The 13,597-nt window shown below is 67.6% G+C and carries 13 protein-coding genes and 1 pseudogene; 6 read left to right on the top strand and 8 right to left on the bottom strand.

Annotated elements, in window-relative coordinates; genetic code table 11:
* Nucleotides 1-454: pseudogene (locus A9X05_RS21840) on the bottom strand (hypothetical protein); the annotation flags it as partial.
* Between the two features lie 209 nt (nucleotides 455-663).
* The gene (locus A9X05_RS32745; RefSeq protein WP_368664942.1) at nucleotides 664-1,335 is read right to left on the bottom strand and encodes a DUF5631 domain-containing protein; all 672 of its coding nucleotides are present in this window, start codon (nucleotides 1,333-1,335) and stop codon (nucleotides 664-666) included.
* 819 nt (nucleotides 1,336-2,154) lie between these two features.
* Between A9X05_RS32745 and A9X05_RS32740 the strand changes: the two genes are divergently transcribed.
* Nucleotides 2,155-2,496 carry a hypothetical protein gene (locus tag A9X05_RS32740; RefSeq protein WP_368664941.1) on the top strand — a complete coding sequence of 114 codons (342 nt, stop codon included), beginning with the start codon at nucleotides 2,155-2,157 and terminating at the stop codon, nucleotides 2,494-2,496.
* 265 nt (nucleotides 2,497-2,761) lie between these two features.
* Here the strand turns inward: A9X05_RS32740 and A9X05_RS21830 are convergent, their stop codons facing one another.
* The 6 genes from A9X05_RS21830 to A9X05_RS21815 form a co-directional block, all read right to left on the bottom strand.
* Complete coding sequence (locus A9X05_RS21830) at nucleotides 2,762-3,316, bottom strand: hypothetical protein (protein ID WP_067784032.1); 555 nt, start codon at nucleotides 3,314-3,316, stop codon at nucleotides 2,762-2,764.
* A gap of 310 nt (nucleotides 3,317-3,626) precedes the next feature.
* Nucleotides 3,627-4,190 (bottom strand): hypothetical protein, encoded by a 564-nt coding sequence (locus A9X05_RS30050; protein ID WP_082971037.1) that lies wholly within the window; start codon nucleotides 4,188-4,190, stop codon nucleotides 3,627-3,629.
* 246 nt (nucleotides 4,191-4,436) lie between these two features.
* Nucleotides 4,437-4,634 carry a hypothetical protein gene (locus tag A9X05_RS32335; protein WP_231978449.1) on the bottom strand — a complete coding sequence of 66 codons (198 nt, stop codon included), beginning with the start codon at nucleotides 4,632-4,634 and terminating at the stop codon, nucleotides 4,437-4,439.
* Between the two features lie 565 nt (nucleotides 4,635-5,199).
* Nucleotides 5,200-5,529 carry a DUF2563 family protein gene (locus A9X05_RS21825; RefSeq protein WP_067784030.1) on the bottom strand — a complete coding sequence of 110 codons (330 nt, stop codon included), beginning with the start codon at nucleotides 5,527-5,529 and terminating at the stop codon, nucleotides 5,200-5,202.
* Between the two features lie 99 nt (nucleotides 5,530-5,628).
* Nucleotides 5,629-6,138 carry a pullulanase gene (locus A9X05_RS21820; RefSeq protein ID WP_067784028.1) on the bottom strand — a complete coding sequence of 170 codons (510 nt, stop codon included), beginning with the start codon at nucleotides 6,136-6,138 and terminating at the stop codon, nucleotides 5,629-5,631.
* A gap of 24 nt (nucleotides 6,139-6,162) precedes the next feature.
* A complete protein-coding gene (locus A9X05_RS21815) occupies nucleotides 6,163-7,584 on the bottom strand; it encodes a CCA tRNA nucleotidyltransferase (protein WP_156736901.1) in 1,422 nt (473 codons plus the stop codon).
* A 283-nt stretch (nucleotides 7,585-7,867) separates the two neighbouring features.
* Between A9X05_RS21815 and A9X05_RS21810 the strand changes: the two genes are divergently transcribed.
* The 5 genes from A9X05_RS21810 to A9X05_RS21790 form a co-directional block, all read left to right on the top strand.
* Nucleotides 7,868-8,110, top strand: a complete 243-nt coding sequence (locus tag A9X05_RS21810; protein WP_067753230.1) for a hypothetical protein — start codon at nucleotides 7,868-7,870, stop codon at nucleotides 8,108-8,110.
* Entirely contained in the window at nucleotides 8,110-8,394 is a 285-nt protein-coding gene (locus A9X05_RS21805; RefSeq protein WP_067753205.1) for a hypothetical protein, read from the top strand. Before A9X05_RS21810 ends, A9X05_RS21805 begins: the two co-directional genes overlap by 1 nt.
* 88 nt (nucleotides 8,395-8,482) lie before the next feature.
* Nucleotides 8,483-9,217 (top strand): NUDIX hydrolase, encoded by a 735-nt coding sequence (locus A9X05_RS21800; protein ID WP_067753215.1) that lies wholly within the window; start codon nucleotides 8,483-8,485, stop codon nucleotides 9,215-9,217.
* Nucleotides 9,214-11,595 carry a hypothetical protein gene (locus A9X05_RS21795; RefSeq protein WP_067784024.1) on the top strand — a complete coding sequence of 794 codons (2,382 nt, stop codon included), beginning with the start codon at nucleotides 9,214-9,216 and terminating at the stop codon, nucleotides 11,593-11,595. The genes A9X05_RS21800 and A9X05_RS21795 overlap by 4 nt, the downstream gene beginning before the upstream one ends.
* Nucleotides 11,592-13,597, top strand: a 2,006-nt coding sequence (locus A9X05_RS21790) for a lipid II flippase MurJ (RefSeq protein WP_231978447.1), incomplete at its 3' end; no start/stop codon positions are given. The genes A9X05_RS21795 and A9X05_RS21790, both read left to right, overlap by 4 nt.

Raw genomic sequence — 13,597 nt, 5'->3', positions numbered from 1 at the left:
CCCCCGCAACCCCGCCGCCGCCGGCTCCGGCGCCTGGGCCGACGCTGTCAACCAGATGTGACTCGTCGGCGAGGCCGGCACCGTGAGCGCCGCCCTGAACCGCGCTCATCAGCGGCTGGAGCGCACTCTGGCCGGCCTGCATCGCCTGTTGCGGCAGCTGCGTCAACGGGCCCATGATGCCGCCGACCGCGCCACCGAGTGCTCCCGTGATGCTTTGCAGCATCTGTTGCATCATCTGCGGGGCTTGCTGGCCCACGTTTTGCATCTGCTGCTGGGATTCAGCTTCGTTGGCGGGGAATTTCGCGGCGGCGTCGGCGGCGCGTGCACGGCGGTCCGCGTCCGCGGCTGCCGCGTCGGCGGCGTCTTTTGGTACGCCGCCGTTGGCGGCGGTTTCGAGAACTCCTCGCCACCCGTCGGTCGGGCTGGTTCCACCTGCGGACACCGGGAAGGGCATTGGCGTCGGCGCTTCGGGCGCACCGGACAACCCGCCCAGGATCCACGGGGAGCTCTTGACGGTGCCATCGCCTCCGGTCATGCCTACACCTCCCCAGAACCCACGACCGCTTTGTGTGCGCTCACACACTCGCGATCGGCTACCTAATCAGTTTGGCATAGCTGCCTACATTCGCTATTCACTCTGCAATTCGCGAATCGCGCACTGCCCTAGATGCTGGTTACGGCGAACCACGCCATGTGATAGTTCGCGAGATACTGATGCCCATCTATCAGGGCCTCGATAGCCGCCAACAGCATCCAGTCTGCGACCGCCGCCGCGTCGTGATCCGGATACGCCGAGAGAACCGAATCCTGTATCTCGACAATGCACCTGCGTAAAAGCTCAGTTTCGCTGTCGAGCACGCCGGTATTCCGGACCGCCGGCGCAGCGATAGCCTGCGCAATTCGCGGAAGACCATCGCGGCGACGCACAGCTTCCACGAGGGCTGGTCCGAGTTCGTCTACCTGCGGCGCGGCCGAGCGGGCTGGTCGGTCCCCGGTCAACGTGGGTGCGTCGGGGTCCGCTTCGGCAACGTAGGTGTTGTGTTCATGGGCTGCGGCGACCACGACGGCTCCGAGTAAGTCGACGGCGCTGGCATCGTGACGGCGTGCTGCAGGCTCGAGCAGGGTCACATGGGCCGGCAGCCGAACATGCGGCGGTATCCATCCGCCGGCGAGGTCGTTGACTAGCAGACTCGTGGTGCCGTCATCACGCAGACCGGCCGCCCACGAGATTCGCGGCTCCTGGCGCGCTACCGCATCGACGAGGCGTTGCAACCGCTGCTGCTCGGCCGCCCTATTCGAGACCGCACCTGCCGTGGCACCGGTCGCGGCTGACATCGCGGATGCGCCCACCATGCTGGACGAATTTGCACCCGCGTGCCCGGCGGCGGTCGCGGCCGCTCCACGTTCCACTGGCGAAACCAGCGGCCCACCCGCCGACGGGGAGGATGCGGCCGACGGGGCGACCGGCGCGCCGGAGACCGGCCCCGTCGGGACGGAAGGCATCGCCGGAGGCGCGGCGGCCGTCGGTCGCAGGTCGGAGCCATACGCGGGCAACGAGCCAGCCGGGATGCTCGGGCCACCAGATACCGGCGCTGCCGATCCCGACCATGAGCCCCCCGTGACGACGGGCGCAACTGGCGCAGCTCCTCCGGTGGTGGGCGGCGCCGGGGCGGCAGGCGGAGGCGTGTCAACCGGCGTGCCCGTTGGGACGAAAACTCCGGCGCTGGGTGCCGTCGGTGCGGCAGGCGGCGTCCCCGCCGGCGGACCGGCCTGCGGCGGTGGCTCCATCGCGTTTATTGCCCCCGCCGAAATCCCCTGAGCGCCAGCGCCGGCCGGCTGACCCGTGGTCATTCCGGATGCGAACGACTGCGCCAAGTTGGGTGGGGCGCCTTGGCCCAGGCCGGCGGACGACATCGTCACGGGACTGCTGGGTGCCCCCGGCATCCCGGGCGACATGGATCCCCCGCCGCCCGGCATGTGGACTCCGGGCGATGGCGCGCCCTGTGGTCCGACTCCCGCCGGGCCGGTCGCGTGCCAGTTATCACTCACCGCGGCTGGTGCGGTCGGTGGCCTGCCGCCGCCATTACCGGCGTTGCCGTGCCAGCCGGCATCTGATATCGCTTGGGGCGATGGTGGTTCGGCTTTGCCGGCGCCGTGCCAGCCACCGCTCACGGGTGGCTTTATGTCGTCCTGATTAATCGCCTTTGGCCGTGGCGGGTCCGCGACATTGAACCCCTGTTCACGCGCCCACGTTCGCGCGTCGCCGCCAACGCCGTCTGCGTCAAGAATTTTTTGAGTCGCCGCCATAAGTTTGTCGCCCGCCATCATGCTCGCGTTGGCGGCATCACCGTTGCAACGGAACTGTACAGCCTGCACCTCTGCAACCTGCTCCGGCAGCGGCTTCTTCGAGGCGAGAATTTGATCGATCTCATGATTGCCCGTATTCGCAATATCGGTCAATCTGCTTCGCAGATAGTCGATTGCGTCGGCGCTTGAGTTGAAGGCCGCCGACTTTGCCTGGTACTTCTCAGCGAGGTCCAGATGGAATTTCTCGTCTTGCTGGTATCTGGATATGAGGTCGTCCGCTGTGTGCCCCTGATTACTTGCCGCAATCATCATCCACTGACTGCGGAGGCCCTGCGAGAAGAACTGCTGCTCCGCGCACGCTTGGCTCCAGTGCTGAGCGGCGCCGCGCAGGGTCGTTGATGGCATCGGCCACCACGGTCCGATCAGCGCGGCTGTCCACTTGCCGGGGGGAAGGTCAACCGCCACCGCAAACCTTTTTCATGGCGGCATCTTTCGAGATCGCGTCAGTAAGCGCCGCCTGATACTCGGCATCGGTCGCGACGCCAGCGCTGCCTTTGGCGGTAAGGGCGCCGTATGCCATAGCTAATGCGTGCGCCGCGTCGCGGTGATTCGCGTCGAGGACCGGATCGGCCGCTGCCATCTCAAGCAATAGGGCGCCATTGGTTGTTGCGATGCGTGCTAACGCCTTGTCTGTTCCGGCGGTGTCGACCTGAGCCACCTGGGCCGCCAGTTTGTAGACATCACAAAGCTGCTGTTGAGCGGCAGCAATTGCCGTGGGATCAGCCGTTGGGGCTGTAGTGGTGGTAGACGGACTCGTGCCCGTGACCGTGGGACGCGTAAGGGCAATGATCAGAGCGCCAACCGCTATGGCAGCGGTAAGCGCTAAGGCGATCGCCTGCCATGGGAATGAGCGTGATGCCGACTGCGCCCAATTACTCGGTGGCCAATTCCCCCCAGGTAGGTAGGCAGTCGGTCCACGAGGAGTGCCGCCCGGACCGGTTCCCACCATGCGTCCTCCTCGCGGCCGCTACGAAGTTAGAGCTCTGCCAGGTCGCTAGTATCTCCTGGCTCCATACTGAAACAGGGGACTGCCGGGCGGCAATTCACCAGTAACCCGACCCGGTTCCAAAGCTCCGTGCCCAGAATTCGCAGGCAGATCGCTTGGTGGCCCGCCCGGCACCGGGCATTCAGGCACAGCGCGACATTACACCTTGTCCGCGGCATTGCTCCGACTGGATTTTTACCCTTGGTGCGACGCCGAAAATCTCAGACTCGCAACACAAACTGATGCCACCGCCGTACACGCCGTGTCTGAAATCTCATGCGCCGCCGCAAATTTTTTGCATAGCGGCGTCCTTCGCATTGGCGTCGCTGAGCGCTGCTTGCCAAGCCGGGTCGTCGCTTCCCGTCGCCAAACTCGATACTGCCGCAACATTGCTGTACGACTCAGCCAGCGCAATGGCAGCAGCGCGATCGGCGGGCCCGGTCGCAGGGTTGGCGTTCACCGCCTCTTCGAGCATCACCGCCCCGTTCACAGTCGATACACCAGCGCGCTCCGGGTTCTTGCCGTTCGTGTCGACCTGGACAGCGCGGCCCGCGAGCCTGTAGGCGTCACACAACTTCTGGTGTGCAGTGGCGGTTTGCTCCGCGGTGTATGCGGATGTCGTTGTCGTGGTGGAAGGTGCGTCGGATGAGCCGCTCGTGGGCCGTGCCATCGCGACGATCAACGCGCCGACACTGACCAGAGCGGAAATCGAGGCCAGGATGATTGCTGGCCATGCGTGTTGTCGTCTTATGAGTCGAGGTGGATAAGCCGGTTGCCACTGAGCATGAGGTGGCCCCACAGGTGGCTCGCCACCGAAGTTGCGAGGCAGGTCCCCCATTTCGCACCCGTCTTAACATTGCCCCATTGGCGCCCAGATCTTTCTGGATTATCCATATGCATTACGAGCCGCGAGGGGCCCACCTCAGAGTAGAGAGGCTTCCGCCATCGCGGATCTCTATGACCAACGCATCTCGTCAACCCTGGTGCAACTGCACTGTCCGTCGGGCGGCATCACCACAAAACCGACAGACGACGGCCCAACGTACTGCACGTCCTATTGTTTGGGGAGGCAACAGGCAAGGAGTTAACCACCTCCGCACAGACTTCTCATCGCCGCATCTTTTGCGTTGGCGTCGTCGAGCACCGCCCGCCACTCCGCATCGGTAGCGACGCCCTTACTTCCCAACGCCGACACGTTGCCGTAGGCCGTTGCCAATGCGCGAGCGGCGTCGCGGTATTTCGCGTCAAGAGCTGGGTTCGCGGCCGCGTCATAGAGCATCACCGCCCCGTTCGTAGCGGCAATACGGGCCAGCGATTCGTCGGTACCAGCAGTATCCGACCGAACGGTGCGCGCTTGGACCTTGTATACGTCACACAATTGTTGCTGCGCAGCAGCACTTTCAGCAGGCGTGTACTTAGGTTCTGGGGAACTGGCCGGCGCTCCAACAGAGGGCGAGCGTGTGAATGCGACAGCCAAGGCGCCGATAGCCAACAGAAAAGCAATTGCGGATAGCGCGATCGCCGGCCAAGTTGGAGGACGTTTTGCGGGCTGAGGCAGGTAAGTCGGCTGCTGCCACGGACCCACAGGCGGGCCGACATGTGGCTCCCCAGCGATGTTTGGAGGCAGATCCCCCATATAGCCCTCCCTCGTATCGCCTCGTGTAGGAGTCATTCTCTGGAAATTATCCCCGTGCATCCCGCATCGTCGCCGAAATGTGGCCGCAACGCGACGCTAGCGTCACTGCCACAGCGAGCTGTCACCAATGACTTCTAGGGGAATCGAAGATTTCGACATAACCGGCCAGCTTCAAGGGCGTGTTTACTTTTGTAGCCGCCCAATCAAGGCCTCACACCCGCGACGCCGGAGCACCGGAACTCGGCCGCACAGCCTCCATATCACCGGCATTCTGCTGGTCCATGCTTGTGAATCCCTTGGCAGCGTGGTGCGCCTTCGAACCGACATCAGTCAGCGTCTGCTTGTGACCCTGGAGGATCTGCACGTGCTGTCCATGCGCAGCCGTGACCGCCTCGTGGAATGCATCGGCGGCGGCGAAGTCACCGAACATCCCCGACGCCAGCGGCCCTCGCGCGAGCTGGTCGGCTCCCTCTTGCGCATGCCCGCCGGCGCGGTGCGATTCGTTGCCCCCGGAGTGCAAAAGATCGGTGTCGACGAACACTGCCACCCCTTCCGATCCATCGCAGCGCTCCTCGCGCCACTATTGACCAGGCTAAATATGCCGCGCGCGGCGGTCAATTCACGTTGGGTCCCCGAGCCGCTACAACGCGGTCGCGCCGTCAGCCAAGCCGTCCCCATCGCCGTCGGTCAGCCGCACGTTCCACTTGCCGTCGCCGTCGGTGTCGACGTATTCGGTCGCGCCGCCCTCGCCGGCGCACAGCACCCGGTCCGCCAGCCCATCGCCGTCGCTATCGAACAGCCGATCGTCCGCGCCGCCGTGGCCATCGAAGTCGACCAGCGGGCCGCCGGTGTGCTCGACACCGTCAAGGTCGAACCAGCGCAGTTGCCGGCCCTGTTCGGTGGCGACACCCCATGTCCCCGATCCGTCGTCGGTGAAGTACGCCTCGGGAGTGCCGTCGTTGTCGAGGTCGAGCACCGCGTGATCGGCGATGCCGTCCCCATCGAGGTCCGCGAAGGCGTCGTCGCGCAGCCCATCGCCGTCGAAGTCCAGCCCGAAAGCGTCGAACCGGCCGTCGCCATCAAGGTCGAGGTCGAGGTCGTGCTGCCAAATAGAAGCGGTGCCGTCGTCGCCTGCCATGCAGTAATCCATGCACGATCCGACGCGCGATCACCGCTACGGGTTCCCCTGCGAGCGCCACCAGCTCAGCAGTTCCGCGGTCGCCTCCTCGACCGTCAACGGACCGCGCTCCAACCGCAGCTCTTTCAAGAAGCGCCACGCCTCACCGACTTGCGGGCCCGCGGGAATGCCGAGCAACTCCATGATCTGGTTGCCGTCGAGGTCGGGCCGCACCCGCGCCAGATCCTCCTGCGCGGCCAACTCGGCGATCCGTGCCTCCAGCCGGTCATAGCTGGCCTGCAGCCGCGCGGCCCGGCGCTTGTTGCGAGTCGTACAGTCGGCGCGCACCAGCTTGTGCAGTCGTGGCAATAACGGCCCGGCGTCGGTGACATAGCGGCGCACCGCGGAATCGGTCCACTTGCCCTCGCCGTAGCCGTGGAACCGCAGATGCAGATACACCAGCTGCGAGATATCGTCGACCATCTGCTTGGAATACTTCAACGCGCGCAACCGCTTTCGGGCCATCTTGGCGCCGACCACTTCGTGGTGATGGAAACTGACGCCGCCGTTGGCCTCGTGCCGTCTGGTGGCAGGCTTGCCGATGTCGTGCAGCAGCGCGGCCCAGCGCAGCACCAGATCCGGTCCGTCGTCCTCCAGCGCGATCGCCTGCCGCAGCACCGTCAGCGAATGCTGGTAGACGTCCTTGTGCTGATGGTGTTCATCGATCGCCATCTGCATGCCCCCGACCTCGGGCAACACCACCTCCCCCATGCCGGTCTGCACCAACAGGTCGATGCCGGACACCGGGTCGTCGCCGAGCAGCAGCTTGTCCAGCTCGGCGGCAACCCGCTCGGCGCTGATCCGGCCCAGCTCGGGCGCCATCTCCTCGATCGCCTCCCGCACCCGCGGGGCGACGGCAAAGCCGAGCTGCGAGACAAACCGCGCCGCCCGCAGCATCCGCAGCGGGTCGTCGCCGAAGGACACCGACGGGGCGGCCGGGGTGTCGAGCACCCGCTCGCGCAACGCGGCCAAACCGCCCAGCGGATCGAGGAATTCACCCGGCCCCTCGGGAGTGATGCGCACGGCCATCGCGTTGACCGTGAAGTCGCGGCGCACCAAATCGTCGTCAAGCCTCGAGCCGAATTGCACCTCGGGCTTGCGCGAGACCCGGTCATAGGCGTCCGCGCGGAATGTGGTGATTTCCAGGCGATGGCCGCCCTTGCCGACGCCGACGGTGCCGAACTCGATGCCGGTGTCCCACACGTTGTCGGCCCATCGCCGCAGGATCTGTTGAACCTGCTCTGGGCGGGCGTCGGTAGTGAAGTCCAAGTCGGGACTCAGCCTGCCCAGCAGCGCATCTCGCACCGAACCGCCGACGAGGTACAACTCGTGACCCGAGCCTTCGAACGCCGAGCCGAGCTCGCGCAGCATGCCCGCATGTTGGTTCAGGGCGACCTGGGCGGCGGCAAGCAGCTGCATATCGGCGTCGGACACGTTCGATCAGCCTAGTAGGCCGGGCCGAAAAGCCCGTGTGAGGAGCCGCGCACGGGTCGTGGCCATCGTCGGCGCGCATCGGCGTTGAATTGACCGGCCGGCGCGCCGCAGTACCGTTGCGCAAGGGGAAGGGTGAAAACGGCGCGGCAATGCGGTTCTGCGATTCATGAGCAATATGTCGAGTTCTCAGCGAGTGGACTTCTTGGACGCCTACGCCTGGCGCGCCGCGACATGGTCGGCGCCGTTTGTCGTCCAACTGATACTGGCGCTGTTGCTTGTCGCCATGTGGCTGCTGGGCAAGTGGCCGTTCGACACGCACAGCGCGTACGCCGGTGAGCGGGCATGGATGCTGACCGCCGCTGTCCTGACGACGTTGGTGTCGCTGCTTTTCGGCGCCGCGCTCCTCAGGTCGTCATCGCAGCGGAAGCGCGGCCTTGGCGTCAGCACCATGAGCTGTTCGGTCGCCGTGCTCGCGGGCGCCGCGATATTCGCTTACCTGGTCCTGCGCTGATGACAGACAACCGGTACGGCCCACTGACATTCGCAGTAGCCATCCTGCACGTCTTCGTCGTGGATTTCGTCACCTGGCTGTTTGTTCTGCCGATGTGGCCCTTGGTGTTTGTCGTTCTGCCGGCAGCGCTGCTCTACATCGGCGTCGGCGCCCTCGTCGCGCGGGGACCGGGAAGAATCGGGCAGATCGGCCGCGGGATGATGCTCGGCAGCCTCTCCGGGCCGCTCTCACTCCTGATCTTCATTCCCGCTTTCGCCATCGCCAACGCGATCGGCCCGATCTGACCGGACGCATTCGGTCCTGAGCCATCGCAGGTCGGCTAGCGGCGAGTATGTCCAGGGAGACTATGCCGTGCCAGCTACTATCGCTTGGGTGTCGGACGGCGAACAGGGCAAGCCACGTCGGCGCCGGGGGCGGCGGCGCGGCCGTGGCGCTGCGAGTTCGACCGAGAACCAGACGAACGGCCAAGCGCCCGCCGACTCGACGGCGACGAAGTCGCACCGATCCCGTTCGCCTCGTCGCGGGCCGGATCGGCTGCGGACCGTGCACGAAACATCTGCTGGCGGACTGGTCGTCGACGGCCTCGACGGGCCGCGCGACTCACTGGTCGCGGCACTGATCGGCCGCATCGATCGGCGTGGTCGGATGCTGTGGTCGCTGCCCAAGGGGCACATCGAAATGGGTGAGACCGCCGAGCAGACCGCGATAAGAGAGGTGGCCGAGGAAACCGGCATCCGGGGCAGCGTGCTGGCCGCCCTGGGCCGGATCGACTATTGGTTCGTCACCGACGGCCGCCGGGTGCACAAAACGGTGCACCACTATTTACTGCGCTTCTCCGGCGGCGAGCTCTCCGACGAGGACCTCGAGGTGGCCGAGGTGGCCTGGGTTCCGGTGCACGAGCTGCCGTCGAAGCTGGCCTACGCCGACGAACGGCGGCTGGCCCGGGTGGCCGACGAGCTGATCGACAAGCTCCAGACCGACGGGCCCGCCGCCCTGCCGCCGCTGCCACCCACTTCTCCGCGGCGCCGCCCGCAAACCCACTCGCGCACCCGGCACGCCGACAAACCGGCCACCGGCCGGAAGAACGGCCACGGGCCCGGGCCGTGACCACATCCCGACTCTGCTTGTTGCGCCTCGCGGCAGTGATCGGCATCGTGGCCGGCTTCGCGGTGCTCACCTGGCCCGCAATGCCGCGCGCGGCCGCCAAAGAACCCGGCGTCACGCCGTTCGTCCGGGTCCGCATCGACCAAGTCACGCCGGACGTGGTCACCACGTCGAGTCAGCCCGTCGTCACCGTCACCGGCATGGTGACGAACATCGGCGACCGCCCCGTCCGGGATGTGATGGTCCGGCTCGAACACGCGGGTGCCGTCACCGCGTCCGCGGGCTTACGGACCACCCTGGACGGCGACACGGACCAGTACCAACCGGCCGCCGACTTCCTCACGGTCGCTCCCGAACTGCAGCGCGGACAACAAGTCGGCTTCACCCTGTCGGCTCCGCTGCGCTCGCTGACCAAGCAATCGCTGGGGATCGATGCGCCCGGGATCTATCCCGTCCTGGTCAACGTGAACGGCACGCCGGATTACGGCGCCCCCGCACGGCTGGACAACGCGCGGTTCCTGCTGCCCGTCGTCGGGGTGCCGCCCGATCAGGGCGGCGACTTGGGCTCCGCCGTAGCGCCCGACACCTCCAAACCCGTGTGGTTGACCATGCTGTGGCCGCTGGCCGACCGGCCCCGGCTGGCCCCCGGCGTGCCCGGCGGCACCATCCCGGTCCGCCTCGTCGACGACGACCTGGCTACCTCGTTGGCCAGCGGCGGTCGGCTGGACATTCTGCTTTCGGCGGCCGAGGTGGCCACCAGCCACGATGTCGACCCCGACGGCGCGGTCGGGCGAGCCCTGTGTCTGGCCGTCGACCCCGACCTGCTCGTCACCGTCAACGCGATGACCGCCGGCTACGTGGTGTCCGATTCACCCGACGGGCCCGCGCAGCTCCCCGGCACCCCGACCCACGCCGGCGCCGGACAGGCGGCTGCCGCCGAGTGGCTCAACCGACTCCGCGCCCTGGCGCACCGCACCTGCGTGGCGCCACTGCCCTATGCGCAAGCCGACCTCGACGCGCTGCAGCGCGTCAACGATCGTGGGCTGAGCGCCACCGCGACCACCGGCGTCAACAGCATTGTCGACCGCATCCTGGACGTGGCCTCCGTCCGCGGGGCGACGCTGCTGCCCGACGGCCCGCTGACCAACCGCGCGGTCAACCTGCTCAGCGGCAACGAAAGCACCGTCGCCATCGCCGCCGCCGAACTGTCCGCCCCGGACGGACAAGGGACCTCGGACAGCACGGTCGACACCGCGCCCCAGCGGCTGTCCCCGCAAGTCGTGCTCGCCCCGTTCGACCCGGCGGTGGGCGCGGCGCTGGCCGGGACGGGCAGCTCGCCCTCGGTGCCCACCTATCTGGATTCCTCGCTGACCGTCCGGCTCGCGCACGACTCGGTGACCGCGCGCCGCCAGGACGCCCTGGGTTCCATGTTCTGGCACGCCTTGCGGCAGGACGACGCGCCCCGTACGCAGGTCCTGGTCCCGCCGGCGACGTGGAACCTGCAGGCCGACGACGCGCACGTCATCCTGACCGCGCTGACCACCACCATCCGGTCCGGCCTGGCGATCCCCCGGCCGTTGCCTGCGGTCATCGCGGAGGCCGCGGCACGCACCGAGCCGTCCGAACAGGTGGGCGCCTACACCTCCGCGCGCGGCCGCTTCGGCGACGACGTCACCGCACTGGTCACCGGACAGGTCGGCCGGCTCTGGGGCCTGACGTCCGCCCTGACTACCGACGAACGCACCGGCCTGACGGGCATCCAATACACCGCCCCGTTGCGCGAAGACATGCTGCGCGCGCTGAGCGAATCCCAGCCCCCCGACACCCGCAACGGCATGGCCCAGCAGCGACTGGCCGTCGTCGGCAAGACCATCAATGACCTGTTCGGCGCGGTCACGATCGTCAACCCGGGCGGCTCCTACACCCTGGCCACCGAGCACAGCCCGCTGCCGCTGGCGCTGCACAACGGCCTGGCCGTCCCGATCCGGGTCCGGCTGCAGGTCGACGCCCCGCCAGGCATGACGGTCACCGACGTCGGACAGATCGAGCTGCCGCCCGGTTACCTGCCGCTGCGGGTGCCGATCGAAGTGAACTTCACCCAGCGGGTCGCCATCGACGTGTCGCTGCGGACCCCGGACGGCCTGCGGCTTGGCGACCCGGTGCGCCTGTCGGTGCACTCCAACGCCTACGGCAAGGTGCTGTTCGCGATCACCCTGACGGCCGCGGCCGTGCTGGTGCTGTTGGCGGGACGCCGCCTGTGGCACCGCTTCCGCGGCCAACCCGACCCCGCCGACCTGGACCGGCCCGACCCGCCCGGTGCCCGATCCGCGGGGTTCGACGACGAGGCCGATGACCGGGTCGAGCAAGAGCACCGCGTATGAAGCCCGCCCACCGGCAGGCCGCAGCACCGCAATCCCACCGCCTGCCAGAGCCGCCGCGGCGTCCGCACAATCCGGGCTCGCCGCCCACGGGTCCCCTGCCGCCGGTCCCCGCGGGGATTGACCGCCGACGGCCCGAACTCTCCGATTCCGCCCTGGTGTCGCGGTCGTGGGCGATGGCCTTCGCCACGCTGGTCAGCCGGCTCACGGGTTTCGCCCGGGTCGTACTTCTGGCGGCGATCCTGGGCGCCGCGCTGTCCAGTGCGTTCTCGGTGGCCAACCAGCTGCCCAACCTGGTCGCCGCGCTCGTCCTCGAGGCGACCTTCACCGCCATCTTCGTGCCGGTGCTGGCCCGCGCCGAGCAGAGCGACCCCGACGGGGGCGCGGCGTTCGTACGCCGCCTGGTCACGCTGACCACTGCGCTGCTGGTGTTGGCGACGGCCTTGTCGGTGCTCGCCGCGCCGCTGCTGGTCCGGTTGATGCTGGGCCGGGCTCCGCAGGTCAACGAGCCGCTGACGACCGCGTTCGCCTACCTGCTGCTCCCCCAGGTGCTCGCCTACGGCCTCACGTCGGTGTTCATGGCGATCCTGAACACCCGCAACGTGTTCGGCCCAACGGCGTGGGCGCCGGTCGTCAACAACGTCGTCGCGCTCGCGACCTTGGCGGGGTATGCGGCCGTCCCCGGTGAGCTGTCGGTCGACCCCGTGCGGATGGGCAACACCAAGCTGCTGCTCCTCGGCATCGGCACCACCCTGGGGGTGTTCGCGCAGACCGCGGTGCTGCTGGTCGCGTTGCGCCGCGAACGCGTGGACCTGCGTCCCCTCTGGGGCATCGACGAGCGGCTCAAGCGCTTCGGCACCATGGCCGCCGCGATGGTGCTCTACGTGCTGATCAGCCAGCTCGGCCTGGTGGTCGGTAACCAGATCGCCAGCACGGCGGCGGCGTCGGGCCCCGCGATCTACAACTACACCTGGCTGGTCCTGATGCTGCCGTTCGGCATGATCGGCGTCACGGTGCTGACGGTGGTGATGCCGCGGCTGAGCCGCAACGCCGCCGCCGACGACACCAAGGCCGTGCTGGCCGACCTGTCGCTGGCCACCCGCCTGACGTTGATCACGCTGATCCCGATCGTCGCGGTCATGACCGTCGGCGGCCCGGCGATCGGCAGCGCCCTGTTCGCCTACGGTCACTTCGGCGGGGTCGACGCCGGATACCTCGGCGCCGCGATCGCGCTGTCGGCATTCACGCTGATCCCCTACGGTCTGGTGCTGCTGCAGCTGCGGGTCTTCTACGCGCGCGAGCAACCCTGGACGCCGATCGTCATCATCCTCGTCATCACGGCCGTCAAGATCGCCGGATCCGTGCTGGCGCCGCGCCTGACCGATGACCCCAAGCTGGTGGCCGGTTACCTGGGGCTGGCCAACGGCATCGGCTTTCTGGCGGGCGCGATCATCGGCTACCTGCTGTTGCGGCACACCCTGCTGCCTGCGGGCGGCCAGTTGATCGGCAAAGGCGAGCAGCGCACCATCCTGGTCACGATCACCGCCTCGATGCTGGCCGGTTTGGTGGCCCATGTGGCCGACCGGCTGTCGGGGCTCGGCGCGCTGACCGCGCAGGGCGGCGGCGCGGGGTCACTGCTGCGGCTGCTGATCCTGGCGGCGATCATGCTGCCGATCATGGCCGCGGTCATGCTTGGCGCCCGTGTCCCGGAGGCGCAGGCGGCGCTGGACGTCGTCCGGCGGCGCTTCGGCGGCCGTGCGGCGGTGCCCGGCAAACCGGTGCTAAAGGACCAATATTCTCGCCGGGCCCCGGTCACGTACCCTGAGCAGAGGAATTCGTCCCCGCCTGGGGTAAATGCGGTCCAGGAGCCGATCCGGCGCAGACCTTCGGAGCGGGCAACCCAAGCCCGGATAGCGAAAGGACCGGAGGTGACCGACCGCCCTATCGAGAGTGCCGCGTCGGGTGCCGAGCTGCCACGACCGGTTGCCGACGACTTCCAGCCCGA

It is taken from the genome of Mycobacterium sp. E3298, assembly GCF_001666895.1.
In the GTDB taxonomy this organism is placed as follows: domain Bacteria; phylum Actinomycetota; class Actinomycetes; order Mycobacteriales; family Mycobacteriaceae; genus Mycobacterium.
Note: the sequence above shows the minus strand (reverse complement) of the source record. Positions and strands in the feature narration are given on the sequence as shown.